Below are 23,823 nucleotides of genomic sequence, written 5' to 3' on the forward strand. Positions count from 1 at the left end.
GCAAAAAAATGAACGTTGGCTGCGACCTGTCGCCGCTTGTGGTTTAAGGACAGGTGGCTGCGCAGGTAGAATACCCGCCACCTTACGCAAGATGCGACCCGCACATGACCGATCTGACGCTTTATCACAATCCGCGCTGCTCGAAATCACGCGGTGCGCTCGAACTGCTGGAAGCGCGCGGCCTCAACCCGAATGTGGTGCGCTACCTCGAAACCCCGCTGGATGCCACGCAATTAAAGGCCCTGCTCGGCAAGCTGGGGATCGGCGCACGCCAACTGCTGCGCACCGGCGAAGACGAATACAAAACCCTCAACCTGGCTGACGCCAGCCTCAGCGAAGCGCAATTGATCGCCGCTATCGCCGCGCACCCCAAGCTGATGGAACGCCCGATCCTGGAAACCGCTGACAAGGCCGTCATTGGCCGCCCGCCAGAGAACCTGCTGGAGATTCTGCCGTGACGACCCCGTATGTGCTGGTGTTGTATTACAGCCGCAATGGCTCGGTGAGTGAAATGGCCCGGCAGATTGCACGTGGTATCGAGCAAGGCGGGCTGGAAGCACGGCTGCGCACCGTACCGGCGATTTCCACCGAGTGCGAAGCCGTGGCGCCGAGCATCCCGGAGGAAGGCGCGCTGTATGCCAGCCTGGATGATCTGAAAAACTGCGCGGGCCTGGCCCTCGGTAGCCCCACGCGGTTTGGCAACATGGCCGCGCCGCTCAAGTACTTCCTCGACGGCACCAGCAACCTGTGGCTTACCGGCGCGCTGGTCGGCAAGCCGGCCGGTGTGTTCACCTCCACCGCGAGCCTGCACGGCGGCCAGGAAACCACGCTGATGTCGATGCTGCTGCCGTTGCTGCACCACGGCATGCTGATCACTGGCCTGCCGTACAGCGAACAGGCGCTGCTGGATACTCAGGGCGGTGGCACGCCGTATGGCGCCAGCCATCACTCCGGGGCAGACGGCAAACGCGCACTCGACCCACACGAAATCGCCTTGTGCCGGGCGCTGGGCCTGCGTTTGGCCAAAACCGCCACGCTGTTGAGGAACGGCAGTGGCCAGCAAGCCTAAAGCCCTGCCGCCGCGAGCGTGGCTGGCGCCACGGGTAAAGGCCGCACGCGTGTTAAGCCTGCTGGCGTTTTTTGCCTTGGTGGGCTTGCTGTGCGGGTATTACCTGTTCGTCGCCGACCTGCACGGTGCCCGCCCGTGGGTGATCCTGCTGATCGAACTGGTGCCGCTGCTGGTGTTGGCGCCGGGGATATTGCAGGGCAGCGCGCGCGGGCACTCGTGGCTGTGCTTTGTGGTGAACCTGTATTTCATCAAAGGCGCGCTGGCAGCGTATGACCCAAACCGCCAGTGGTTCGGCGTGCTGGAGATGCTCGCGAGCCTGGCGGTGTTTTGTACTGCGCTGCTGTATGTGCGCTGGCAGCATCAGCTGAATCGATTGGCGCAATGAGCGTTGTTTACTGACAGCACGCTTATTGTGGCGAGCGGGCTTGCTCGCCACGGTCGGTGTTGATCAGTGGTTAACGGTGTAAGCCAACATCATCGATAACTGACACATTGGCCGGCCGCTCTCGGCGTGCCATTGGTTGAACGCGCCCTGCACCGTCGCCAGGTCGCGCAGGCTGGTCGGCGCCTTGTCGACGATCTTCTGCGCGTTCAGTGCCGCGACCACGTCATCGCTCGGCACAAACGTATCCTTGCCGACCATGCGTAAAAAGCGCGGTGCCGACAACCCGCCCAGTTGGTGGCCGTGTTTGCTCAGGTACTTCCACAAGCCGACGATGTCGGTCACCGGCCAATCCGCGATAAACGCGCCGAAGCTGCCTTTTTCCTGTTCGATGTCGAGGATCATCTGCGCATTGCGCGGCACGCTCTTGAGCTTGCCCAGATGGCGAATGATGCGAGCGTCCTGCATCAAGCGCTCCAGGTGTTCTGCGCCCATCAGCACGACTTTTTCCGGGTCGAAGCCGAAGAACACTTGCTCAAACGCCGGCCACTTGCCATCCACAACGCTGTGCTTGAGCCCGGCGCGGAATACCCGCAGCGCCAGGGTCGACAGGTAGCGGTCAGCGCTGATCTTGCGCAATTGCGCCGGGGTTTTGGGCACTGGCAGATGGGCTTCCAACTTAGCCGCTGAACCGAAGCGGTTCAGACAATATTCGTGCAGCCACTTGTAATCGCGCATGCCCTCTCCTGGCAATTGAATTGAAAACGGCGCCCGCAAGCGCCGTGTGTCAGAGCGTTGAAAAGGCTCAGAGGTTCATTACATTGACGAAGCGCGAAGCGGCCGTCTCATCGATGCGCAGGCTGGTGAAGTCGAACAGGTTGCGGTCGGCCAATTGTGACGGCTGCACATTCTGCAGGCTGCGGAAGATGCTTTCGGTGCGCCCCGGGGTCTTGCGCTCCCAGTCCAGCAGCATCTCCTTGACCACTTGGCGCTGCAGGTTTTCCTGCGAGCCACACAGGTTGCACGGGATGATCGGGAATTGCTTGAGATCCGAATACGCCTGGATGTCTTTCTCGTTGCAATACGCCAGCGGGCGAATCACCACGTTGCGCCCATCATCGGCGCGCAGTTTGGGCGGCATCGCCTTGAGCGAGCCGTTGAAAAACATATTCAGGAAGAACGTCTCCACGATGTCATCGCGGTGGTGCCCCAAGGCCATCTTGGTCGCGCCGATCTCATCGGCAAACGTGTAGAGCGTGCCGCGGCGCAGGCGCGAGCACAGTGAGCAGGTGGTTTTGCCTTCCGGGATCAGCTCCTTGACCACCGAATAGGTGTCTTTTTCGACGATGTGGTACTCGACCCCCAAACCTTTGAGGTAGGCCGGCAGCACGTCTTCGGGAAAGCCCGGTTGTTTCTGGTCCATGTTGACAGCAACGATCCCGAACGTGATCGGCGCGACCTTTTGCAGGTGCAGCAGCACGTCAAGCAGGGTGTAGCTGTCTTTGCCGCCGGAGAGGCACACCATGACCTTGTCGCCGTCCTCGATCATGTTGAAGTCGGCGACCGCTTCCCCGGCCAAGCGACGCAGGCGTTTTTGCAGTTTGTTCTGGTTGACCGTAAGAGTGCCCATGGCGCTAGAATCCGCTGGAGGTGTGTGACGAAAAGCCGAGTATTTTAGCGGTATGAGCGAGCAAGTTCCAATATGCGATCAAGTACCCGCCAACAGACCGCACCGCGATTAAAGTCAATGTTTACAGGGTTATTGGCTCTAATGCCCTACAGGTCCTCCGGCCATCATTTGGTGTACTGCGTAGTATCGTGTGGGGGCTGAACGTAGGCCTTGCCGGTTTAAAACCTCCGCCAAGGCCGCCGCAAGGTGGCTTTGGGCGTTAGGCATGACCATTCGGCGCCTGACAGATTCGGAAACATCCGCTTTTGCGGCATACTGGGCGTCTCTGGAGATAGGTACAGCATGTCCGAGCCACTCAATACCCGCGTCGAAGATTGTTTCCAGCAAGCCGAATCCTTTTTCAAACGAAGCTTCAAACGCCCCCAGGTCAGCCTCAAGCTGCGGGGCCAGAAGGCCGGTGTCGCGCATTTGCACGAGAACCTGCTGCGTTTCAACCCACAGCTTTACCGTGAAAACAGCCAACACTTTCTAAAACAGACCGTGGCCCACGAAGTCGCGCACCTGATTGCCCACCAGTTGTTTGGCGAGCGCATCCAGCCGCATGGCGAGGAATGGCAGTTGATCATGCGCGGCGTTTACGAACTGCCGCCGGACCGCTGCCACACCTATGAGGTGAAACGCCGCCAGGTGACCCGTTACATTTACCGATGCCCGTGCGCCGACAGCGACTTCCCGTTTTCGGCCCAGCGCCATGGCTTGGTGGCTCAGGGGCGGCGATATTTGTGTCGGCGGTGCCGACAGACCTTGGTGTTCACCGGCGAAACGCGCGTCGAGTGAGGCATCGTGGTTTAACGGGGCGCTTCCAAGATCAGCATCAAAAACAGGCGCCTGAAAGCCGACCCGATCACCCAGGCCGAATGCAGTCAAATGTGGGAGCGGGCTTGCTCGCGATGCAGGCACCTTGGTCCATCACGCACCGAGTTGATGCTATCGCGAGCAAGCCCGCTCCCACAAAAGCGCTTTTGTTCCTGGACGCGCGCCGTTAGCCTCAATGGGCCGCCCACGTTCATCACGGCGGGCTTTTTCGCGTCGGCGGCTTTATCATTGGCCGACGTTTTCTTGCAGAGTGTTCCATGAAGTTCGCGATTGCGCTGTTTTCCGCCGCCCACGCGCCCTCCTCGCGCCGCGCCTTGCTGTTCGCCCAAGCCGTGCTTGCCGGTGGCCACGAGATTGTGCGGCTGTTTTTTTATCAGGACGGCGTTTACAGCGCCGCCAATACCATCGTCACGCCGCAGGATGAGCAAGACATTGCCCGCCAATGGCGCGAGTTCGTCAGCGCGCACCAGCTCGACGGCGTGGTGTGTATCGCCGCCGCCTTGCGCCGTGGTGTGCTCAATAACGAAGAAGCCACACGCTACCAACGCAGCGCGGTGAACCTGGATGCGCCATGGGCGTTGTCGGGCCTTGGGCAATTGCACGACGCCGCCCAGAGCGCCGACCGCCTGATCTGTTTTGGAGGGCCGTGACATGTCCAAATCCTTGTTGGTGATCAGCCGCCAGCCACCGTGGGCCGGGCCGGGCGCGCGCGAAGCACTGGATATCGTGCTGGCCGGTGGCGCGTTTGACCTGCCGATTGGCCTGCTGTTTCTGGACGACGGCGTGTTCCAGTTGGCGCCGCATCAGAACGCCAAGGCCGTGCAGCAAAAAGACCTCAGCGCCAACTTGCAAGCGCTGGGCCTGTTCGGTATCGATGAAGTGTTCGCGTGCAGCCACAGCCTCGCCGAACGCGGGCTTGCTGCCCCGGCCAGCGCCGAACCTCTGAGCAGCGAGGCTATCGCCCAGCTGATTGACCGTTACGACCAGGTGATTACCCTCTGATGTCGACTTTACACGTGGTGTCTCATTCCCCGTTTACCGACAGCCGCCTGGCCAGTTGCCTGCGCGTGTGCGGCGCCGACGACGCCATTCTGCTGTGCGGCGACGGCGCCTACGGCCTGCACAACCCGGCCCTGCAGACTAAAGGCGTGAAGGTGTTTGTGCTGGCCGAAGACATGCAGGCGCGCAACCTGCCCCTGCCGGATTGGGCCGACAGCGTCGACTACCCGGGTTTTGTGCAATTGTCGATCGACTACGCCAAGGTCAACACCTGGCTATGAACACATTGACCGTAGGCGAGCGCACGCTGGCGCTGGACAAGGACGGCTACCTCGTCGACCTGAATGACTGGTCCGCCGACGTCGCCAACGCCCTGGCCGCCGCAGAAGCGCTGGAGCTGACCGCGAACCACTGGGAAATTCTCGAGCTGCTGCGCGGGTTCTACGCCGAATTTCAGCTGTCGCCTGCCACGCGCCCCCTGATCAAGTACGCAGCCATAAAGCTCGGCCCGGAAAAGGGCAACAGCCTGCACCTCAACACACTGTTCAACGGCACTCCCGCCAAACTCGCCGCCAAGCTGGCGGGCCTGCCCAGGCCGACGAATTGCTTATGACCGACTTTGCTCCGCTGACCCTTGAAACCCCTGCCGAACACCCGTTTGCGCAGTTCGTGCGCATCCTCGGCAAAGGCAAGCGCGGCGCGCGCAACCTGACCCGCGAAGAAGCGCGTGAAGCGATGGGCATGCTGCTCGATGAAAAAGTCGAAGACACCCAGCTCGGCGCGTTCCTGATGCTGCTGCGCCACAAGGAAGAAAGCCCGGAAGAACTCGCAGGTTTCACCGAAGCGGTGCGTGAGCGCCTCAACGCCCCGGCGCTGAACGTGGACATTGACTGGCCGACCTACGCTGGCAAAAAACGCCACTTGCCGTGGTATTTGCTGGCGGCCAAGTGCCTGGCGCAAAACGGCGTGCGCATCCTCATGCACGGCGGCGGCGCACACACGGCCGGGCGGCTGTATACCGAGCAACTGCTCGAAGGCTTGCAGATACCGCTGTGCCGTGATTGGCAGCAGGTGCAGGCAGCCTTCGAACAAGGCAACCTCGCGTTTATCCCGCTGGGCGATTGGGCGCCGCAACTGCAGCGCATGATCGACTTGCGTAACACGCTGGGCCTGCGCTCGCCGATCCATTCCCTGGCGCGCCTGCTAAATCCGTTGAACGCGCGTTGCGGCCTGCAAAGTATTTTCCACCCGGGTTATCAGGGCGTGCACCGCGATGCCAGCGGCCTGCTCGGCGACAACGTGATTGTGGTCAAGGGCGACGGCGGCGAAGTCGAGATCAACCCCGATGCTGCGAGCCACCTGTACGGCACCACCGGTGGCGAAAGCTGGGACGAAGAGTGGCCCGCCCTCGCCTCTCAACGCCACGTCAAACCCGCCAGCCTTGAACCCGAGCATTTAAAAGCGCTGTGGCGCGGTGACGTCGAAGACAGTTACCCGCAATTGGCGCTGATCGCGACCATGGCGCTGGCCTTGCGCGGCCTCGGCCACCCGCGCGTGCAGGCGTTCGAATTGGCTCAGCGATACTGGGATGCACGGAACAAATCGATTTAATCGATCATTCACCCGCGCTCTTTGCGCTTTTAGTTCGAACTCAGCCCGTTAGACTGGGCTCCAACGCTTAATTAGCCAAGGAGCCAGTCATGGGTTTGCTGATCGAAGGACACTGGAAAGACCAGTGGTACGAAAGTAGCGCAGATGGCGCTTTCCAGCGCGAACAGGCACAACGCCGCCACTGGGTGACCGCCGACGGCCAGCCTGGGCCAAGCGGCGACGGCGGCTTCAAGGCCGAGGCCGGTCGCTACCATCTGTATGTCTCGCTCGCGTGCCCTTGGGCGCACCGCACGCTGATACTGCGCAAGCTCAAAGGGCTCGAAAGCCTGATTGACGTGTCAGTGGTCAGTTGGTTGATGCTGGAAAACGGCTGGACCTTCGACAAGGCCCACGGCGCCAGCGGCGATAAACTCGATGACTTCCAATTCATGCACCAGCGCTACACCGCCGACACCGCCGACTATACCGGCCGTGTCACCGTGCCAGTGCTGTGGGACAAGCAACTCAACCGCATCGTCAGCAACGAGTCGGCGGAGATCATCCGCATGTTTAACAGTGCGTTTAACCAGCTGACCGGCAATACGCTGGATTTTTACCCCGAGTCCCTGCGCCCGAGCATCGACGCGCTAAACGAGCGCATCTACCCCGCCGTCAACAATGGCGTGTACCGCGCGGGTTTCGCGACCTCGCAAACAGCCTATGAAAGCGCGTTTGATGATGTATTTGCCGAACTGGATAACCTGGAGCAGCACCTGGATAACCACCGTTATCTGGCCGGGGCATACCTGACCGAAGCCGATGTGCGACTGTTCACCACGTTGATTCGCTTTGATGCGGTGTATTACAGCCACTTCAAGTGCAACTTGCGCAGGATTGCCGATTATCCAAACTTATCGAATTGGTTGAGGGAGATGTACCAGTGGCCAGGCGTGGCCGAGACGGTGGATTTTGAGCACATCAAGGGGCATTACTACGCCAGCCACCGGACGATTAACCCGACGGGGATTGTGCCCAAGGGGCCGTTGCAACAGTTTGATGCAGAGCATGATCGGCAGCGCTTGGGCGGTCAAGGCGTCTGGGGCTGATCCGATTGATGGTGTGGGCTTGAGAGCCTCATCGGGAGCAAGCCCCCTCCCACCTTGGGATGCGTTCCAAGGTGGGAGGTGTTTGTGAATCTCAGACTTGAGACTGGGCGCCTTCGAACCATTTCAGTTTTTCGCGCAACGCCACCACTTCGCCGACGATCACCAGTGTTGGCGCATGCACTTCATGCTCCGCGACCATGCGTGGCAAATCCGCCAGGGTGCCGGTAAACACACGCTGGTTGGACGTGGTGCCTTGCTGGATCAACGCCGCCGGCGTGTCTGGCGCACGGCCATGTTTGATCAGCTGTTCGCAGATGACCGGCAGGCCGATCAGGCCCATGTAGAACACCAGGGTCTGCGACGGTCCCACGAGGTCACGCCACGGCAGATCCGATGTGCCGTTCTTCAAATGCCCGGTGATGAAACGTACCGATTGCGCGTAATCGCGATGTGTCAGCGGAATCCCGGCATACGCCGCACAACCACTGGCCGCGGTAATCCCCGGTACCACCTGGAACGGGATGCCATGCGCCGCCAGTTCTTCGATCTCCTCGCCACCACGGCCAAAGATAAACGGGTCGCCGCCCTTGAGGCGCAGCACGCGTTTGCCTTGTTTGGCCAGGTCCACCAGTTGCTGGTTGATCTGGTCCTGCGGCACCGCGTGTTCAGCACGACGCTTGCCGACATACACGCGCTCGGCGTCGCGACGGCACAGCTCAAGTATCGCCGGGGCTACCAGGCGGTCGTAGAGCACGACGTCGGCTTGCTGCATCAGGCGCAGGGCGCGAAAGGTCAACAGGTCGGGATCCCCCGGGCCTGCGCCCACCAGGTAAACCTCGCCCGGTGCATGTGGCGGTGCACCGTTGACCTTGTCGATCAACAGACGCTCGGCTTCAGCGCCCTGCCCGGCCAACTGGCGGTCAGCAATCGGGCCCTGGAAAACCTCTTCCCAAAACGCACGACGCTGCTGCACATCCGGGTACAACGCTTTGACCTGCGCACGAAAACGCGCCGCCAAGCCGGCCAGTTGGCCGTAGGTGGACGGAATCCAGGTTTCCAGTTTGGCGCGGATCAAGCGCGCCAGCACCGGCGCATCGCCGCCGCTGGACACTGCAATCACCAACGGCGAACGGTCGACAATCGCCGGGAAGATCACGCTGCACAAGGCTGGCGCATCCACCACGTTGACTGGAACGCAACGGCGCTTGGCATCACTGGACACTTGCGCGTTGAGCGGCTCGTCATCGGTTGCGGCGATGATCAGGGTGCAACCGTCAAGGTCGGCCTCCTGATAACCGCGCAAAAACAGTTCCCCGCCACTGCGCAGCACCAGCTCACGTAACTGGTCTTCGATCTGTGGCGCAACCACCTGCAGCAATGCACCGGCGTCGGCCAGCAGGCGGGATTTGCGCAAGGCAATTTCCCCACCGCCGACGACCAACACACGACTGCCGCGCAGGTTATGAAACAGCGGCAGAAATTCCATTTAACCGATGACCTCAACGCCCGCCATGTAAGGCTTGAGCACTTCAGGTACGCGGATCGAACCGTCAGCCTGCTGGTAGTTTTCCAGCACGGCTACCAAGGTACGGCCTACGGCCAGGCCCGAACCGTTGAGGGTGTGCACCAGTTCGGGCTTGCCGGTTTCCGGGTTACGGAAACGCGCCTGCATGCGACGGGCCTGGAAATCACCGCAGTTGGAGCACGACGAAATCTCGCGGTACTTGTCCTGGCTCGGCACCCACACTTCAAGGTCGTAGGTTTTCACGGCGCTGAAACCCATGTCGCCGGTGCACAGCGCCAGAACGCGGTATGGCAGCTCCAACAGTTGCAGCACGCGCTCGGCATTGGCAGTCAGGCCTTCCAGCGCTTCCATCGACGTCGAAGGTTCAACCACTTGCACCATCTCAACCTTGTCGAACTGGTGCTGGCGGATCATGCCACGCGTATCGCGACCGGAGGCACCGGCTTCACTGCGAAAGCACGGGCTGTGGGCGACGAACTTCAGCGGCAGTTGCTTGGCATCGAGAATTGCGCCAGACACGATATTGGTCAGCGACACTTCGGCGGTCGGAATCAAATACAGGTCGGCTTCGCCGTCGCGGCTGATCTTGAACAGGTCTTCTTCGAATTTCGGCAACTGGCTGGTGCCCATCAGCGCCGGCGCCTGCACCAAGTACGGGGTGTAGGCTTCTTCGTAACCGTGCTCGGCGGTGTGCAGGTTGATCATGAACTGCGCGAGTGCACGGTGCATGCGCGCGATTGGGCCACGCAGCAAAGCAAAACGTGCGCCGGACATTTTGGCAGCGGTTTCAAAATCCAGGCCGCCGGTCAGCTCGCCCAATGCAACGTGGTCCTTGATCTCGAAATCAAAGGTCTTCGGCGTGCCCCAGCGGCGCACTTCAACGTTGCCGTCTTCGTCTTCGCCAATCGGCACGGAATCGTGCGGCAGGTTGGGAATGCCCAGCAGGATCGAATCCAGCTCGGTCTGAATGCCATCCAGCTCGATTTTGCCGTCGGACAGCTCAGTGCCCATCCGCTCGACGTCGGCCATCAACGGCGCGATGTCTTCACCGCGCTGCTTGGCTTGACCGATGGATTTGGAACGCGCATTACGCTCAGCCTGCAGTGCTTCGGTGCGGGTCTGGACGGTCTTGCGCTGTTCTTCCAGCGCTTCGATGCGCGCAACATCCAAGGCAAAGCCACGGGATGCGAGGCGGTCCGCTACGTCCTGAAGGTTGCTACGTAACAGTTTGGAATCGAGCATGTCGGTCTCTCGTTTATCAAAGTTTGGTCAAGGACAGGCCAGCCCACGTGGCGAGCAGCCCGCCGAACACGCTGATACCCAGGTAACCGAACGCTACCAGGGCCTGCCCGCTTTCCAGCAAGCGCAGCGTGTCCAGTGAAAAGGATGAAAAGGTCGTCAGACCGCCTACAAAGCCGACAATCAAGCCGGCGCGAATCTCAATCGGCACTTCCGGGCGCAACAGGAACCAGCCGTATAACAGCCCGATAATCAAGCAGCCCACCAGGTTGACTGCCAGGGTCGCCGCATAAAAATGCTTCGGCCAGTTGGCGCTCACCCACGTACCGGTGGCGAAACGCAATAATGTACCAGCGATGCCGGCTGCGGACACGGCAAGAATCGTCTTGAGCACTACTTTCTCCGCTGTTTGGGGCTGAGTCGATCAAGTTGCGCGAGGTGGCTGAGCTTTTCACCGATCTTCAGTTCCAGGCCACGCGGCACCGGCTGATAAAACGGTTGCGGCTCAAGCTCGTCAGGGAAGTAATCTTCACCGGCCGCGTAGGCGTCCGGCTCATCATGCGCGTAGCGGTATTCATCACCGTAGCCGAGTTGTTTCATCAGCTTGGTCGGCGCATTTCGCAGGTGCAGCGGCACTTCCAGCGAGCCGTATTCGGCGGCGGCACGCAGGGCAGACTTGAAGCCCATGTACACCGCGTTGCTTTTGGGCGCGCAGGCCAAATACGTAATGGCCTGAGCCACCGCCAACTCGCCTTCCGGGCTGCCCAGGCGCTCCTGCACTTCCCACGCCGCCAGGCACAAACTCAGCGCACGCGGGTCGGCGTTGCCGATGTCTTCGCTGGCCATGCGCACCACGCGGCGCGCGAGGTACAGCGGGTCGCAGCCGCCGTCGATCATCCGCGCAAACCAATACAACGCGCCGTCGGGGTTGGAGCCACGCACCGACTTGTGCAGTGCGGAAATCTGGTCGTAAAACGCTTCGCCGCCCTTGTCGAAACGACGCCGCGTGTCGCCGAGCAGGCTTTGCAGGAGGTCGACGCCGATCTCGCTGTTGTCTTCGGCAAGGTCGGAGGCGTTCTCCAACAGGTTGAGAAAGCGCCGCCCGTCGCCATCGGCGGCGCTCAGCAGAATGTTGAAACCTTCGTCGCCGAGACTCAGTTGGCGCTTGCCCAAGCCTTTGTCTTCGCTCAGGGCGCGCTGCAACAGCTTGCGCATCGCGGCCTCGTCGAGGCTTTTGAGTACATACACCCGCGCGCGCGACAGCAAGGCGTTATTCAGTTCGAACGAGGGGTTTTCGGTGGTGGCGCCGATAAAAATCAGCGTGCCGTCTTCGACATACGGCAAAAACGCATCCTGCTGCGACTTGTTGAAACGGTGCACTTCGTCGACGAACAGAATCGTGCGTTTGCCGTATTGCCCGGCCTGCTGCTTGGCCACTTCCACTGCCTGGCGAATCTCTTTGACCCCGGCCAACACCGCCGAGACTGTTTCAAAGTGCGCATCCGAAACTTTTGCCAAGAGCCGCGCCAGGGTGGTTTTACCCACGCCCGGCGGCCCCCAGAAAATCATCGAATGCAGCGCACCCTGCTCCAGCGCTTCGCGCAACGGCTTGCCGCGCGCAAGCAGGTGTTCTTGCCCGACGTACTCATCCAGGTTGGTCGAACGCAAGCGCGCGGCCAGGGGTTGAGCAATCGGGTCACTTCGAAACAAATCCATGGGCAGCGTTTGAAACCTCTAAGCGGGTTATTCCTGGATCACGTCGGCACCCTTGGGGATGACAAACTTGAACTTGGATGCATCGACGACACCGTTGGCCTGGACGCCGGAGAACAGAATATCGGTGCGCTGGCCGACGCTGTCGATCAGGCGCATGTTGTTGATTACGCCGTTACCGAACGACAGTTGCAGGCTGTCAAACAGCGTGTCCTTGGATTTCGGCTTGAGGACAAACTCAATCACGTTGCTGGTTTGCTTGGACGTAATATCAAAGCTGTCGCTGATTTTTGACACGTCGCCCGACAGCAGCAGCGCCGGGGTCTGGTTCAAGCGCGGGTCGAGCTTCTTGATGGTCGCCTGTTCCAGGTCCGGGTCCCACAGGGTGACCTTTTGGCCGTCGGAAACGATAGTTTGCTCGTTCGGCGCGTCGGTTTTCCAGAAAAACAGGCCAGGGCGCTGCACGGCCATTTCACCGGCAGTTTGCTGCAACTGAGTGCCGCCGCCATCCAGGGTCATCTGGGTAAAGCGCGCAGTCAGGGTCTTGGATTTGTCCAAGAGGTTGGTCAGGCTGGCCACGGAGGCAGGGTCGGCGTGCGCCGAAACAGCGGTCAGGGCCAGTACCGGCAACAACAGCATCCGGATAAGACGCATGGGAGTCCTCATTGAGTCGTTAGGGCGTGCCGCGTGTTGCCACGCGGCACGTGATCAGTCGCGCATCTGCCCGGGGGCGATGACTTCGCGCGAGCCGTTGGTGTTCATTGCGGTCACCACGCCAGCGTTTTCCATGGATTCGATCATGCGAGCGGCGCGGTTGTAGCCGATTTTCAGTTTGCGCTGCACCGCAGAAATCGAGGCGCGACGGCTTTCGAGCACGAACGCCACGGCTTCGTCGTACAGCGCATCGGTTTCGGCATCGTCATCACTGCTGCTGCCGCCGTCGAAGCCGCTGCCGGCTTCTTCGACACCGGCCAGGATGTCGTCGTTGTATTCCGGCGCGCCACGCAGTTTCCAGGCTTCGACCACACGGTGTACTTCGTCATCGGACACAAAGGCGCCGTGAACACGGATCGGCAAGCTGGTGCCGGGCGGCATGTAGAGCATGTCACCATGGCCCAGCAGTTGCTCGGCGCCACCCTGGTCGATGATGGTTCGCGAGTCGATCTTGCTCGACACCTGGAACGCCATGCGCGTCGGGATGTTGGCCTTGATCAAACCGGTGATCACGTCCACCGACGGGCGCTGGGTGGCCAGGATCAAGTGGATGCCGGCGGCACGTGCCTTCTGGGCGATACGCGCGATCAGCTCTTCAACTTTCTTGCCGACGATCATCATCATGTCGGCAAATTCGTCGACCACCACCACGATGGTCGGCAGCTTGGTCAGCAGCGGCGCTTCGTCGTGAATGCTTTCGCGCTTGTACAGCGGGTCGGCCAGCGGCGTGCCGGCGTCCTGCGCTTCCTTGACCTTGGCGTTGAAGCCTTGCAGGTTGCGCACGCCCATTTTCGCCATCAGCTTGTAGCGGCGCTCCATCTCGGCAACGCTCCAGCGCAGGGCGTTGGCGGCGTCCTTCATGTCGGTCACGACCGGGCACAGTAAGTGCGGAATGCCTTCGTAGATCGACAATTCAAGCATCTTCGGGTCGATCATGATCAGCTTGGCGTCTTCCGGGCCAGACTTGAACAGAATCGACAGGATCATCGCGTTCACACCCACCGACTTACCGGAACCGGTAGTACCGGCAACCAACAGGTGCGGCATCTTCGCCAGGTCAGTGATGACCGGCTTGCCGCCGATGTCGTGGCCGAGGGCCAAGGTAACCGGCGATTTGAAGTTGTCGTATTCGGGCGTCGAGAGCACCTCGGAGAAGCGCACGATCTGGCGGTCTTCGTTGGGAATCTCGATACCCACGGTGGTCTTGCCGGGGATCACTTCGACCACGCGCACGCTGGTCACCGCCAGGGAGCGCGCCAGGTCTTTGGCCAGGTTGGAAATACGGCTGACTTTTACCCCGGCAGCAGGCTGGATCTCGTAACGGGTAATCACCGGGCCGGGGTGGATCGAATCCACCGTGACTTCAACGCCGAATTCCTTGAGTTTGATTTCGAGCAGGTGGCCGACGGCCGCCAGGGACTCCGGCGAATAGTTGAGCTGTTTCTTTTCCGCAGGGTCAAGAATCGAGATCGGCGGCAAGGTGCCTTCCACGGCGCTGTCGACAAACAACGGTGCCTGTTTCTCTTTCTGCACGCGGTGGCTTGGCTCGGGGGCTTTGGGCGGCGCCGGGGCGATCACCGGCGGCACCTGCTTCTCGCGGTCCGACATGTGCTTGCTCAGCGCCTGTTCGCGCTCGATCAGGCGTTCCTTGACCTTGGCCTGCTCGCGCCGGTCCGGCGTGCTCGGGGCCACTACCTCGTTGACGCGAGTGTCCACCTCACGCAGCTGCGCGACCATGCGCTTGCGATCGACGCGGGCCGACCACCAACGGTTGGCGGCGCCCTGGAACAGCTCCAACAGGTCGAGGGTGATCTTGCCGGTCACGTCCATCACCTTGAACCACGACAAATCGGTGAACACGGTGAGGCCGAACAGGAACAGCGCGATAAACATCAAGGTGCTGCCCTGGATGTTCAGGCTCTTGCGCGCCAAATCGCCAAGGCTTTCGCCCAGCGCCCCGCCCGCGCCCGCCGGCAGGCCGGTGGGTGCATGAAAATGAATGTGCGCCAGAGCAGCACCGGACAGCACCAGGAACACCAGGCCGATCAGGCGCCACGAAAACAACCAGCCGCTCCACTGCCACGGCTCATGCCGCTGGCGGAAGATCTGCCAGGTCTTGATCGCCAGCAGCAACGGGAAGATGTAAGCGAAGTAACCCAGCACCATAAACAGGATGTCGGCGCTGTAGGAACCGGCTGGGCCGCCGAAGTTCTGCACGTCTTCGATCTTGCTGTTATGGCTCCAGCCCGGATCGTCCTTGCCATACGTGAGCAAGGCCATCATCAGAAACAGGCACAGGGCGCCGATGGCAATCAGCGCACCTTCCTTGAGTCGATAGTGCAGGTGCTGGCGCCAGGCCGGAACGACTGCTGCTTTAGGTGTTGCGGCGGATTTCTTCAAAACGGGTCTTTTCCTGCGCCTTTAGCGCGTCCATCTATTATTGAATGACTGCAAAATACTGCTCAATCCAAGCAGTTGAAAAATGAACGAACGTCGGTGAACCTACGTTTAACACTGGGTGATGAATGGGTGGAATGGCGATAACGCCACAATGGCCGCATTGTACGGGTTTGCGTGCGGTATGCCACGCACTTGCCCTTCCCCAGCAGCATAGACAATTGAAGTGTCACGGCATGTTCAATTTGAGCATGCATTGCCTTTGCTGACAAAGACTTATGAGCTGTTTTTAGCAATCCAGGCAAGCTTGGCCAATGGCCTGCATGCGCCAGACCCGATTACGACCGCGCCTCAGGCATAGAGTTGCAGAAACACCCGCTAACGCTAATCCGCGTGGATACCCGATTCGGGGTGGCCTCACACTGCAGCGTCGACAATAATCAACACTCAAGCGACGGGCGCTATAACCTGCCACTCCCCTCCCCTTCCATAAGCCTGGATGCCATGCTGACCTGGTTACAACGCGACTCCCTGACTTTTCCGCCACTGGCCAAGGCCATGCGTGAACCCAATGGCCTGCTTGCCGCGGGTGGCGACCTGTCGGCCGAGCGCCTGGTGCAGGCCTATCGACATGGCTGCTTTCCGTGGTTCTCCGAAGGCCAGCCCATCCTCTGGTGGTCGCCAGACCCACGCACGGTGATATTCCCTGACGAGCTGCATGTATCGCGCAACCTCGGCAAATTATTGCGCCAGCAGCGTTATACGGTCACCTTCGATCAGGATTTTGCCGCCGTCATCCAGGCCTGCGCAGCGCCCCGCGCGTATGCCGACAGCACCTGGATCACCGAAAGCATCCAAAGCGCCTACCTGAAACTGCACCAGCGTGGCTACGCGCACTCCGTGGAGGTGTGGGACCAGGGCGAACTGGTCGGCGGCCTGTATGGTTTGGCGATGGGCCAACTGTTCTTTGGTGAATCGATGTTCAGCCGCGCCGACAATGCCTCCAAATTCGGCTTTGCCACACTGACCCGGCAATTGCAGGCCTGGGGTTTTGTGCTGATCGACTGCCAAATGCCCAATGACCACCTGCACAGCCTTGGCGCCCGCGCCATACCACGCAGTACGTTCGCGGACTTTCTGCGCAACCATTTGGATCAACCCAACGCTGGGCCGTGGGTTTCTTAAGCGACTTGCGCGCACCTGGCTTACACTTATTCAAAGGTTATTCCGAGGGTTGATCATGACCGAGCTGGCGCGCTTGAAGTTTTATGCCACTCAAGCCCACTCCTGCAGCTATTTGCCCGACGAGCAGGCCACCACGCTGTTCCTCGATCCCAGCCAGCCGATGGACGTGCACGTGTACGCCGACCTTTCGGAGATGGGCTTCAGGCGCAGCGGTGATCACCTGTACCGGCCGCACTGCCAGAACTGCAATGCCTGCGTGCCGGCACGCCTGCCTGTCGCGCAATTTTTGCCGGACCGCAACCAAAAGCGCATCCTCAAGCGCAATGCCGACCTCACGGTCACCGAAACCAAGCCGGACTTCAGCGAAGAATATTTCGACCTATACCAACGCTACATCGAACAACGCCACGCCGACGGCGATATGTTCCCGCCCAGCCGCGAACAGTTTTCGACGTTCCTGGTACGTGACCTGCCTTTCTCGCGCTTTTATGAATTTCGCCTGGAGGGGCGCCTGCTGGCGGTCGCCGTGACCGATTTGCTGCCTAACGGCCTCTCGGCGGTCTACACCTTCTATGAGCCGGCTGAGGAACGCCGCAGCCTGGGGCGCTACGCGATCCTCTGGCAAATCGGCGAAGCCCTGCGCCTGGAACTTGAGGCGGTGTACCTCGGATACTGGATCAAAAACTGCAAAAAAATGAATTACAAGACCCAATATCGGCCCATAGAACTGCTGATTAATCAAAGATGGGTCACGCTTAACTAGAACCCCTTGGCTTAAACACCCTTTTTCGGGCACAATGCACGCCGCTTTTGCCTGGCGCAGTTGCACCGGGCCATTCACTGGATACCGAGGGCTTTACTGCATGTCGAAAGAAGACAGCTTCGAAATGGAAGGCACTGTCGTCGACACCCTGCCCAACACCATGTTTCGTGTGGAGTTGGAAAATGGGCACGTCGTAACCGCGCATATCTCCGGCAAGATGCGCAAGAACTACATTCGTATTCTTACCGGCGACAAAGTGCGCGTCGAGCTGACGCCCTATGACTTGAGCAAAGGGCGCATCACTTACCGCGCTCGTTAATCAAGTCAATACAAAACGCCCGGTTATGCCGGGCGTTTTTGTGTGCATAGGCTTTAGCAAACACCGGGGGAGCTTGCTCCCACGCTGGCTCTTCATTGTTCTGACAATTGCATTTGCAGACAGCAAAAAGGCGCCTTTCGGCGCCTTTGCTTTTTGTGCTGCTGTCGGTCAGGCCATTTCGGCCGTGGTTTCGAACTCGAAGGTCAGCTCGCCGTCCTTCAGGTCGATATGCACCACGCCACCATGGTCGGCCAGTTCGCCAAACAGGATCTCTTCGGCCAGCGGCCGTTTGATCTTGTCCTGGATCAGACGTGCCATTGGGCGAGCGCCCATTGCCGCGTCGTAGCCACCCTCTGCCAGCCAATTGCGCGCCGCATCCGTCACTTCCAACTGAACGCGCTTGTCTTCCAACTGCGCTTGAAGCTCGGTAAGGAACTTGTCCACCACACTTTTGATGACCTCATGGCTGAGGCGACCAAACTGGATAATGGTGTCAAGGCGGTTGCGGAACTCCGGCGTGAAGCTCTTCTTGATCACTTCCATCGCATCCGAGGAGTGATCCTGATGCGTAAAGCCGATAGAAGCCCGCGCGGCCGTTTCGGCACCGGCGTTGGTGGTCATGATCACGATCACGTTGCGGAAGTCCGCTTTGCGCCCGTTGTTGTCGGTCAGGGTGCCGTGGTCCATAACCTGCAGCAGCAGGTTGAAGACTTCCGGGTGGGCCTTCTCGATTTCATCGAGCAGCAACACGCAATGCGGCTGCTTGGTAATCGCTTCAGTCAGCAGGCCGCCCTGGTCGAACCCTACATAGCCCGGAGGCGCACCGATAAGGCGCGACACGGTGTGGCGCTCCATGTATTCGGACATGTCGAAACGCACCAGCTCAATGCCCATGGCTTTGGCCAACTGCCGCGCCGCCTCGGTTTTGCCGACGCCGGTCGGGCCTGCGAACAGGAACGAACCGACCGGCTTGTCTGGCGACTTGAGGCCCGCACGCGACAACTTGATCGCGGTGGACAGCGAGTCGATGGCCGCATCCTGACCAAACACGGTCAGCTTGAGGTCACGCTCCAGGTTGCGCAGCAGCTCCCGGTCGGAGGTGTTGACGTGTTTTGGCGGAATACGCGCGATCTTCGCCACGATGTCCTCGACCTGAGGCACGTCGATGCGCTTCACACGCTTCTCGACCGGCTGCAGGCGCTGGTAGGCACCCGCTTCGTCGATCACGTCAATCGCCTTGTCCGGCATGTGCCGATCATTGATATAGCGCGATGCCAGCTCTGCTGCAGCACGCAAGGCTTCATCGGTGTATTCGATGCCATGGTGCGCCTCAAAGCGCCCCTTGAGCCCACGCAGGATGCCGATAGTGTCTTCAACCGAAGGCTCGGACACGTCGACTTTCTGGAAGCGGCGCGCCAAAGCACGGTCTTTCTCGAAGATCCCGCGAAATTCCTGGAACGTGGTCGAGCCGATGCAGCGAATATCACCCGACGACAGCAACGGCTTAAGCAGGTTGGACGCATCCATCACCCCACCGGACGCCGCGCCAGCACCAATAATGGTGTGGATTTCATCGATAAACAGAATCGCTTGCGGGCGTTTTTTCAGTTCGCCGAGCAACGCCTTGAAGCGTTTCTCGAAATCGCCACGGTACTTGGTGCCTGCGAGCAATGCGCCAAGGTCCAGCGAGTAGACGACACTGTTGGCCAGCAGGTCAGGCACCTGGTTATCGACGATGCGCTTGGCCAAGCCTTCGGCGATCGCGGTTTTACCCACACCCGCTTCGCCCACCAACAGCGGGTTGTTTTTGCGACGACGCGCGAGGATCTGCGCCACGCGCTCAACCTCAAGCTCACGCCCAACCAACGGATCAATCCGGCCCTGGCGTGCCAACTCGTTAAGGTTGCTGGCATAAGCATCCAGTGGGTTGCCCGAAGAAGAAGACTCACCGCCCTCGTCGTCCTGCATTTCTTGCTCACCCTCGGAATGATCGCCGTGCCCAGGCACCTTGGAGATACCGTGGGCGATGTAGTTGACCACATCAATGCGCGCAACGCTCTGCTGTTTCAGCAAGAACACTGCCTGGCTTTCCTGTTCGCTGAAAATCGCCACAAGCACGTTGGCGCCTGTGACTTCACGCTTACCGGAGCTCTGTACATGGAACACAGCACGCTGCAACACCCGCTGGAAGCCCAGCGTTGGCTGAGTTTCGCGGTCCTCGTCATGCACGGGGATCAATGGCGTGGTGGAGTCGATAAACTCCTGCAGGTCATGCTTGAGTTTGTCGAGGTTGGCGCCACACGCACGCAAAACGGTGGCGGCAGCTTCGTTATCCAAAAGTGCCAGCAGCAGGTGTTCGACGGTCATGAATTCATGACGCTTCGAACGAGCCTCCTTGAAGGCAAGATTGAGGGTGACTTCGAGCTCGCGGTTTAACATAGCTTCACCTCATACCCAAGTGGTCGGCGTTAACCGTCCTTCTCGATTTCACAGAGTAGCGGATGCTGGCTTTCCCTGGCGTACTGGTTAACCTGCATGGCCTTTGTCTCGGCGATGTCGCGGGTAAACACTCCACATACTGCCCGTCCTTCTGTGTGAACGGCCAGCATTACCTTGGTCGCCAACTCGCGGTTCAGGTTAAAAAACACCTCGAGCACTTCGACGACGAAATCCATCGGTGTGTAGTCATCATTGAACAAAACCACCTTGTACATCGGCGGCGCCTGTAAGGCAGGCTTCGCCTCCTGAACAGCAATGCCTGCAGAACCGTCGTCATCGTGCTCTTGATCCGGGCGATCCTGATTGAATGTTAGTCGAATCTGGCTGATTGCATGCATGGAAAGAAAGTTTCGTCAGTGGTTCAAATACAGTGGTGGGGGCGACCTGTCAGAATTTCAACTCTGACTGACTGGTCGCCTTGACTATCGGCGAATCAGTGTTACAACCAATAGAACCCACAGTGGGTAAAAAAGGTCCGCGCAGTCAACCTTAATTTATTCGGGTTAGGACGGATAAACTGGATGATACTCCAGTGATGGAGTCTGGTGCAGAGGGATATGGTTATGTCTGGCGTCAAGATCAATGGCAAGGTGAAATGGTTCAACAATGCCAAGGGCTACGGGTTCATTAATGCCGAGGGCAAACCCGACGAAGATCTTTTTGCGCATTACTCAGCGATTACCATGGAAGGATACAAGACGCTCAAAGCCGGCCAATCGGTGAGCTTTGAAACCATTCAGGGACCGAAAGGGCTGCATGCGGTCAACATTGGGACGGCGAAAATGCTCACACTGGAAAAGCTCGCAACCCAATGCACGCATGAACATGAAGAAGGCACATTAACAATGGCTTGATTCGCAGCAGAGCCTGCAGCCCCCCGAAAAACCGGCCAGCTCACTTTACCTGAGCTGGCCGGTTTTTTTCTGGCCACGCCTTCTACAGGTGCGAAATCTGCGCATTACCGAAACAAGAGCGCACCCACGTGGCGACCGACACCCTCATGCCACGTCAACTTGCATCGAAAACAGCCGATTCAGTTGTTTGAAGCCAGAAAATCAACGCAAAATCGCTCATCCTGGGCACCCCGTGCAAAACGGAGTGCAGCCGCACACCTGCGACCTTTAGACCAATGGACGACGCTCCTTTTGTATGAAGGCTCGGCGTAGGCACATTGACCTATGTATAATGCTGGCGCTGACCCAAGAGTCACGACAGCTGACCGCTCTAGACAGTGGCCTTCAGCTAGAAAGCAGGACTATTAAAGTAGCTCACCCGCTTGACGCTCGACTGATGCAACCCAACATCATCGCGAAGAAACCTCGACATTTCGCTCATGGATGCTTTGAACGAACGCGCTCCACCCGGCGCATCTCGAGTTTCTGCGCACGCTTTCAGCAAAGAAGAGAGTTAATCCGAATATGCCCACCCGCTCGAAGATCATCTATACCTTCACTGACGAAGCCCCGGCCCTCGCCACCTATTCACTGCTGCCTATCGTAGAGGCTTTCACCGCTTCCGCTGATATTGCCGTGGAAACCCGCGACATTTCCCTCGCCGCGCGCATCCTCGCAAGCTTCCCCGAGCAACTGGGCGCCAAAGCCGTTGCGGACCACCTCGCCGAACTGGGCGCCCTGGCCGTTACGCCTGAAGCCAACATCATCAAGCTGCCTAACATCAGCGCCTCGACTCCTCAGCTGCAAGCTGCGGTCAAGGAACTGCAGGCCCAGGGCTACGCCCTGCCGGACTACCCGGAGACCGTAACCACCGACGCGGAAAAAGAAACCCGTGCACGTTACGACAAGGTCAAGGGCAGCGCCGTGAACCCGGTACTGCGCGAAGGCAACTCCGACCGCCGCGCACCGCTGTCGGTCAAAAACTACGCACGCAAGCACCCGCACAAAATGGGCGCGTGGGCAGCCGACTCCAAGTCGCACATCGCTCACATGAGCAACGGCGACTTCTACGGCAGCGAAAAATCAGTGCAGATCGAAGCCGCTGATGCTGTCAAAATCGAGCTTATCGCTCAAGACGGCACCGCGACCGTCCTGAAAGAAAAGACCTCGGTACTGGCCAGCGAAATCATCGACACCGCCGTGCTGAGCAAAAAAGCCCTGCGCAGCTTCATCGCCGCTGAAATCGACGACGCCAAAAAACAAGGCGTGCTGCTCTCGGTTCACCTGAAAGCCACCATGATGAAGGTCTCCGACCCGATCATGTTCGGCCAGATCGTTGCCGAGTTCTACAAAGACGCCCTGGCCAAGCACGCCCCGTTGCTTGCGCAGATCGGCTTTAACCTGAACAACGGCATCGGCGACCTGTACGCTCGCATCAAAGCCCTGCCGGCCGAGCAACAAGCGCAGATCGAAGCCGATATTCAGGCGGTCTACGCCGCTCGCCCTTCGCTTGCGATGGTCAACTCCGACAAAGGCATCACCAACCTGCACGTGCCGAGCGACGTTATCGTCGACGCCTCGATGCCGGCCATGATCCGTGACTCCGGCAAAATGTGGGGCACCGACGGCCAACTGCACGACACCAAGGCGGTGATCCCGGATCGCTGCTACGCAACCATCTACCAAGCCGTCATCGAAGACTGCAAGGCCAATGGCGCGTTCGACCCAACCACCATGGGCAGCGTGCCAAACGTTGGCTTGATGGCACAAAAAGCCGAAGAATACGGTTCTCACGACAAGACCTTCCAGATCAAGGCTGACGGCGTAGTGCGCGTCACCGACAGCAAGGGCAACCTGCTGATGGAACAAACCGTCGAACCCGGCGACATCTTCCGCATGTGCCAGACCAAAGACGCGCCGATCCAGGACTGGGTCAAACTGGCCGTCAACCGTGCCCGCGCCAGCAACACCCCGGCGATTTTCTGGCTGGACCCAGAGCGCGCTCACGACGCCGTTATGGTCAAGAAAGTTCAGGCTTACCTGAAAGACCACAACACCGAAGGCCTGGACATCCGCATCATGTCGCCGGTCGACGCGATGAAGTTCACCCTGGAGCGTACCCGCAAGGGCCTGGACACTATCTCGGTGACTGGTAACGTGCTGCGCGACTACCTGACCGACCTGTTCCCGATCATGGAACTGGGCACCAGCGCCAAGATGCTGTCGATCGTGCCGCTGATGAACGGTGGCGGCCTGTTCGAAACCGGCGCTGGCGGTTCGGCACCGAAACACGTGCAGCAACTGGTGGAAGAGAACTTCCTGCGCTGGGATTCGCTTGGCGAGTTCCTGGCCCTGGCTGCCTCCCTTGAGCATTTGGGTGTGACGTACAACAACCCCAAAGCCCTGGTGCTGTCCAAGACCCTGGACCAGGCCACCGGCCAGTTCCTCGACAACAACAAGTCGCCATCGCGCAAAGTCGGCAACATCGACAACCGCGGCAGCCACTTCTATCTGGCGCTGTACTGGGCACAAGCCCTGGCCGCCCAGACCGAAGACACTGCACTGCAAGCGCAGTTTGGCGAGCTGGCCAAAACCCTGGCCGCCAACGAGGCAACCATCGTTGCCGAGCTGAACGCGGTACAAGGCAAGCCAGTCGACATCGGTGGCTACTACGCACCGAATCCAGAGCTGACCAGCAAGGCCATGCGCCCAAGCAATACGCTTAACGCGGCGATTGCCAAGTTGAAGTAAGGTTGTAAGGCGACACCACAAACCCCGGCCATGTGCCGGGGTTTGTGTTTCTGCCAACCAAGTCACCATTGGATAAACCCAATCAACTGTGGGAGGGGGGGGGGGGGGGGGGGGGGGGGGGGGGGGGGGGGAAAAAAAAAAAAAAAAAAAAAAAAAAAAAAAAAAAACCCCAC

General features: G+C 59.6%; 25 protein-coding genes. 15 read left to right on the forward strand and 10 right to left on the reverse strand.

What is annotated here, in order from left to right:
- The first annotated feature begins 104 nt into the window (after positions 1-104).
- Genes arsC through ACOZK9_RS01925 form a run of 3 tightly spaced genes read left to right on the forward strand, consistent with a single transcriptional unit; the run spans position 105 to position 1,454 of the window.
- A complete protein-coding gene (arsC, locus tag ACOZK9_RS01915; RefSeq protein ID WP_421555167.1) occupies positions 105-458 on the forward strand; it encodes an arsenate reductase (glutaredoxin) in 354 nt (117 codons plus the stop codon).
- A complete protein-coding gene (wrbA, locus tag ACOZK9_RS01920) occupies positions 455-1,069 on the forward strand; it encodes an NAD(P)H:quinone oxidoreductase (protein WP_122250079.1) in 615 nt (204 codons plus the stop codon). Before arsC ends, wrbA begins: the two co-directional genes overlap by 4 nt.
- Positions 1,053-1,454: a DUF2069 domain-containing protein gene (locus tag ACOZK9_RS01925; RefSeq protein WP_421555168.1), complete on the forward strand. Its 402-nt coding sequence runs from the start codon at positions 1,053-1,055 to the stop codon at positions 1,452-1,454. The genes wrbA and ACOZK9_RS01925 overlap by 17 nt, the downstream gene beginning before the upstream one ends.
- A gap of 63 nt (positions 1,455-1,517) precedes the next feature.
- Here ACOZK9_RS01925 and ACOZK9_RS01930 read toward each other — a convergent pair whose 3' ends face one another.
- Positions 1,518-2,189: a DNA-3-methyladenine glycosylase I gene (locus tag ACOZK9_RS01930; RefSeq protein WP_058415476.1), complete on the reverse strand. Its 672-nt coding sequence runs from the start codon at positions 2,187-2,189 to the stop codon at positions 1,518-1,520.
- 67 nt (positions 2,190-2,256) lie between these two features.
- Positions 2,257-3,081: a tRNA 2-thiocytidine(32) synthetase TtcA gene (ttcA, locus tag ACOZK9_RS01935; protein ID WP_058415477.1), complete on the reverse strand. Its 825-nt coding sequence runs from the start codon at positions 3,079-3,081 to the stop codon at positions 2,257-2,259.
- Positions 3,082-3,423: 342 nt separating this feature from the next.
- Between ttcA and ACOZK9_RS01940 the strand changes: the two genes are divergently transcribed.
- The 7 genes from ACOZK9_RS01940 to ACOZK9_RS01970 all read left to right on the forward strand — a co-directional run bounded on the left by ACOZK9_RS01940 (position 3,424) and on the right by ACOZK9_RS01970 (position 7,652).
- Positions 3,424-3,918, forward strand: a complete 495-nt coding sequence (locus tag ACOZK9_RS01940; protein WP_122250081.1) for a SprT family zinc-dependent metalloprotease — start codon at positions 3,424-3,426, stop codon at positions 3,916-3,918.
- Positions 3,919-4,214: 296 nt separating this feature from the next.
- A complete protein-coding gene (gene tusD, locus ACOZK9_RS01945; protein ID WP_122250082.1) occupies positions 4,215-4,607 on the forward strand; it encodes a sulfurtransferase complex subunit TusD in 393 nt (130 codons plus the stop codon).
- Position 4,608: 1 nt separating this feature from the next.
- Positions 4,609-4,959, forward strand: a complete 351-nt coding sequence (gene tusC, locus ACOZK9_RS01950) for a sulfurtransferase complex subunit TusC (RefSeq protein WP_421555169.1) — start codon at positions 4,609-4,611, stop codon at positions 4,957-4,959.
- Positions 4,959-5,237, forward strand: coding sequence for a sulfurtransferase complex subunit TusB (gene tusB, locus ACOZK9_RS01955; RefSeq protein ID WP_152746692.1), 279 nt, complete (start codon positions 4,959-4,961; stop codon positions 5,235-5,237). The genes tusC and tusB overlap by 1 nt, the downstream gene beginning before the upstream one ends.
- Positions 5,234-5,569 carry a TusE/DsrC/DsvC family sulfur relay protein gene (locus ACOZK9_RS01960; RefSeq protein ID WP_122250085.1) on the forward strand — a complete coding sequence of 112 codons (336 nt, stop codon included), beginning with the start codon at positions 5,234-5,236 and terminating at the stop codon, positions 5,567-5,569. The genes tusB and ACOZK9_RS01960 overlap by 4 nt, the downstream gene beginning before the upstream one ends.
- Positions 5,566-6,567, forward strand: coding sequence for a glycosyl transferase family protein (locus ACOZK9_RS01965; RefSeq protein WP_421555170.1), 1,002 nt, complete (start codon positions 5,566-5,568; stop codon positions 6,565-6,567). The genes ACOZK9_RS01960 and ACOZK9_RS01965 overlap by 4 nt, the downstream gene beginning before the upstream one ends.
- Positions 6,568-6,656: 89 nt before the next feature.
- Positions 6,657-7,652, forward strand: coding sequence for a glutathione S-transferase family protein (locus tag ACOZK9_RS01970; RefSeq protein WP_421555171.1), 996 nt, complete (start codon positions 6,657-6,659; stop codon positions 7,650-7,652).
- Between the two features lie 91 nt (positions 7,653-7,743).
- Here ACOZK9_RS01970 and cysG read toward each other — a convergent pair whose 3' ends face one another.
- The 6 genes from cysG to ACOZK9_RS02000 are packed head-to-tail and all read right to left on the reverse strand — an operon-like array spanning position 7,744 to position 15,243.
- The gene (cysG, locus tag ACOZK9_RS01975) at positions 7,744-9,138 is read right to left on the reverse strand and encodes a siroheme synthase CysG (RefSeq protein ID WP_421555172.1); all 1,395 of its coding nucleotides are present in this window, start codon (positions 9,136-9,138) and stop codon (positions 7,744-7,746) included.
- Complete coding sequence (gene serS / locus ACOZK9_RS01980) at positions 9,139-10,419, reverse strand: serine--tRNA ligase (protein WP_058415486.1); 1,281 nt, start codon at positions 10,417-10,419, stop codon at positions 9,139-9,141.
- A 16-nt stretch (positions 10,420-10,435) separates the two neighbouring features.
- On the reverse strand, positions 10,436-10,810 hold the full coding sequence (crcB, locus tag ACOZK9_RS01985; protein ID WP_003232122.1) for a fluoride efflux transporter CrcB: 375 nt from the start codon (positions 10,808-10,810) through the stop codon (positions 10,436-10,438).
- Entirely contained in the window at positions 10,810-12,132 is a 1,323-nt protein-coding gene (locus ACOZK9_RS01990; protein WP_058415487.1) for a replication-associated recombination protein A, read from the reverse strand. Before ACOZK9_RS01990 ends, crcB begins: the two co-directional genes overlap by 1 nt.
- Positions 12,133-12,159: 27 nt before the next feature.
- Positions 12,160-12,783: an outer membrane lipoprotein periplasmic chaperone LolA gene (gene lolA / locus ACOZK9_RS01995; protein ID WP_058415488.1), complete on the reverse strand. Its 624-nt coding sequence runs from the start codon at positions 12,781-12,783 to the stop codon at positions 12,160-12,162.
- 54 nt (positions 12,784-12,837) lie between these two features.
- Positions 12,838-15,243, reverse strand: a complete 2,406-nt coding sequence (locus tag ACOZK9_RS02000) for a DNA translocase FtsK (RefSeq protein ID WP_152746686.1) — start codon at positions 15,241-15,243, stop codon at positions 12,838-12,840.
- 501 nt (positions 15,244-15,744) lie between these two features.
- On the opposite strand from ACOZK9_RS02000, the gene aat reads away from it, so the two are divergent.
- From aat to infA, 3 genes are all read left to right on the forward strand, one after another.
- Positions 15,745-16,425 (forward strand): leucyl/phenylalanyl-tRNA--protein transferase, encoded by a 681-nt coding sequence (gene aat, locus ACOZK9_RS02005; RefSeq protein WP_152748551.1) that lies wholly within the window; start codon positions 15,745-15,747, stop codon positions 16,423-16,425.
- A gap of 55 nt (positions 16,426-16,480) precedes the next feature.
- Positions 16,481-17,188, forward strand: coding sequence for an arginyltransferase (locus ACOZK9_RS02010; protein ID WP_058415593.1), 708 nt, complete (start codon positions 16,481-16,483; stop codon positions 17,186-17,188).
- A gap of 100 nt (positions 17,189-17,288) precedes the next feature.
- Positions 17,289-17,507 (forward strand): translation initiation factor IF-1, encoded by a 219-nt coding sequence (gene infA, locus ACOZK9_RS02015; RefSeq protein ID WP_002553999.1) that lies wholly within the window; start codon positions 17,289-17,291, stop codon positions 17,505-17,507.
- A 168-nt stretch (positions 17,508-17,675) separates the two neighbouring features.
- Here infA and clpA read toward each other — a convergent pair whose 3' ends face one another.
- Together clpA and clpS are read right to left on the reverse strand one after the other, a co-directional pair.
- Positions 17,676-19,946, reverse strand: coding sequence for an ATP-dependent Clp protease ATP-binding subunit ClpA (clpA, locus tag ACOZK9_RS02020; protein ID WP_058415491.1), 2,271 nt, complete (start codon positions 19,944-19,946; stop codon positions 17,676-17,678).
- A 29-nt stretch (positions 19,947-19,975) separates the two neighbouring features.
- Positions 19,976-20,344, reverse strand: a complete 369-nt coding sequence (gene clpS / locus ACOZK9_RS02025) for an ATP-dependent Clp protease adapter ClpS (RefSeq protein WP_053256829.1) — start codon at positions 20,342-20,344, stop codon at positions 19,976-19,978.
- A 225-nt stretch (positions 20,345-20,569) separates the two neighbouring features.
- Here clpS and ACOZK9_RS02030 point away from each other — a divergent pair, with 225 nt between their 5' ends.
- Together ACOZK9_RS02030 and ACOZK9_RS02035 are read left to right on the forward strand one after the other, a co-directional pair.
- Complete coding sequence (locus ACOZK9_RS02030; RefSeq protein WP_058415492.1) at positions 20,570-20,860, forward strand: cold shock domain-containing protein; 291 nt, start codon at positions 20,570-20,572, stop codon at positions 20,858-20,860.
- Between the two features lie 564 nt (positions 20,861-21,424).
- Positions 21,425-23,650, forward strand: a complete 2,226-nt coding sequence (locus ACOZK9_RS02035; protein ID WP_152748549.1) for an NADP-dependent isocitrate dehydrogenase — start codon at positions 21,425-21,427, stop codon at positions 23,648-23,650.
- Positions 23,651-23,823: the final 173 nt, after the last annotated feature.

It is taken from the genome of Pseudomonas kitaguniensis, assembly GCF_049199985.1.
Lineage (GTDB): Bacteria > Pseudomonadota > Gammaproteobacteria > Pseudomonadales > Pseudomonadaceae > Aquipseudomonas > Aquipseudomonas kitaguniensis.

Bases quoted from the DNA above. Each gene is read 5' to 3' on its own strand.
- tusB (WP_152746692.1), top strand. From the start codon at position 4,959: ATGTCGACTTTACACGTGGTGTCTCATTCCCCGTTTACCGACAGCCGC.
- ACOZK9_RS02030 (WP_058415492.1), top strand. From the start codon at position 20,570: ATGTCTGGCGTCAAGATCAATGGCAAGGTGAAATGGTTCAACAATGCC.
- ACOZK9_RS01930 (WP_058415476.1), bottom strand. From the start codon at position 2,189: ATGCGCGATTACAAGTGGCTGCACGAATATTGTCTGAACCGCTTCGGT.
- ttcA (WP_058415477.1), bottom strand. From the start codon at position 3,081: ATGGGCACTCTTACGGTCAACCAGAACAAACTGCAAAAACGCCTGCGT.
- clpS (WP_053256829.1), bottom strand. From the start codon at position 20,344: ATGCATGCAATCAGCCAGATTCGACTAACATTCAATCAGGATCGCCCG.
- ACOZK9_RS02010 (WP_058415593.1), top strand. From the start codon at position 16,481: ATGACCGAGCTGGCGCGCTTGAAGTTTTATGCCACTCAAGCCCACTCC.
- ACOZK9_RS01940 (WP_122250081.1), top strand. From the start codon at position 3,424: ATGTCCGAGCCACTCAATACCCGCGTCGAAGATTGTTTCCAGCAAGCC.
- tusC (WP_421555169.1), top strand. From the start codon at position 4,609: ATGTCCAAATCCTTGTTGGTGATCAGCCGCCAGCCACCGTGGGCCGGG.
- tusD (WP_122250082.1), top strand. From the start codon at position 4,215: ATGAAGTTCGCGATTGCGCTGTTTTCCGCCGCCCACGCGCCCTCCTCG.
- ACOZK9_RS02035 (WP_152748549.1), top strand. From the start codon at position 21,425: ATGCCCACCCGCTCGAAGATCATCTATACCTTCACTGACGAAGCCCCG.
- cysG (WP_421555172.1), bottom strand. From the start codon at position 9,138: ATGGAATTTCTGCCGCTGTTTCATAACCTGCGCGGCAGTCGTGTGTTG.
- ACOZK9_RS01965 (WP_421555170.1), top strand. From the start codon at position 5,566: ATGACCGACTTTGCTCCGCTGACCCTTGAAACCCCTGCCGAACACCCG.
- aat (WP_152748551.1), top strand. From the start codon at position 15,745: ATGCTGACCTGGTTACAACGCGACTCCCTGACTTTTCCGCCACTGGCC.
- serS (WP_058415486.1), bottom strand. From the start codon at position 10,419: ATGCTCGATTCCAAACTGTTACGTAGCAACCTTCAGGACGTAGCGGAC.
- ACOZK9_RS01990 (WP_058415487.1), bottom strand. From the start codon at position 12,132: ATGGATTTGTTTCGAAGTGACCCGATTGCTCAACCCCTGGCCGCGCGC.
- lolA (WP_058415488.1), bottom strand. From the start codon at position 12,783: ATGCGTCTTATCCGGATGCTGTTGTTGCCGGTACTGGCCCTGACCGCT.
- ACOZK9_RS01960 (WP_122250085.1), top strand. From the start codon at position 5,234: ATGAACACATTGACCGTAGGCGAGCGCACGCTGGCGCTGGACAAGGAC.
- arsC (WP_421555167.1), top strand. From the start codon at position 105: ATGACCGATCTGACGCTTTATCACAATCCGCGCTGCTCGAAATCACGC.
- infA (WP_002553999.1), top strand. From the start codon at position 17,289: ATGTCGAAAGAAGACAGCTTCGAAATGGAAGGCACTGTCGTCGACACC.
- ACOZK9_RS01970 (WP_421555171.1), top strand. From the start codon at position 6,657: ATGGGTTTGCTGATCGAAGGACACTGGAAAGACCAGTGGTACGAAAGT.
- clpA (WP_058415491.1), bottom strand. From the start codon at position 19,946: ATGTTAAACCGCGAGCTCGAAGTCACCCTCAATCTTGCCTTCAAGGAG.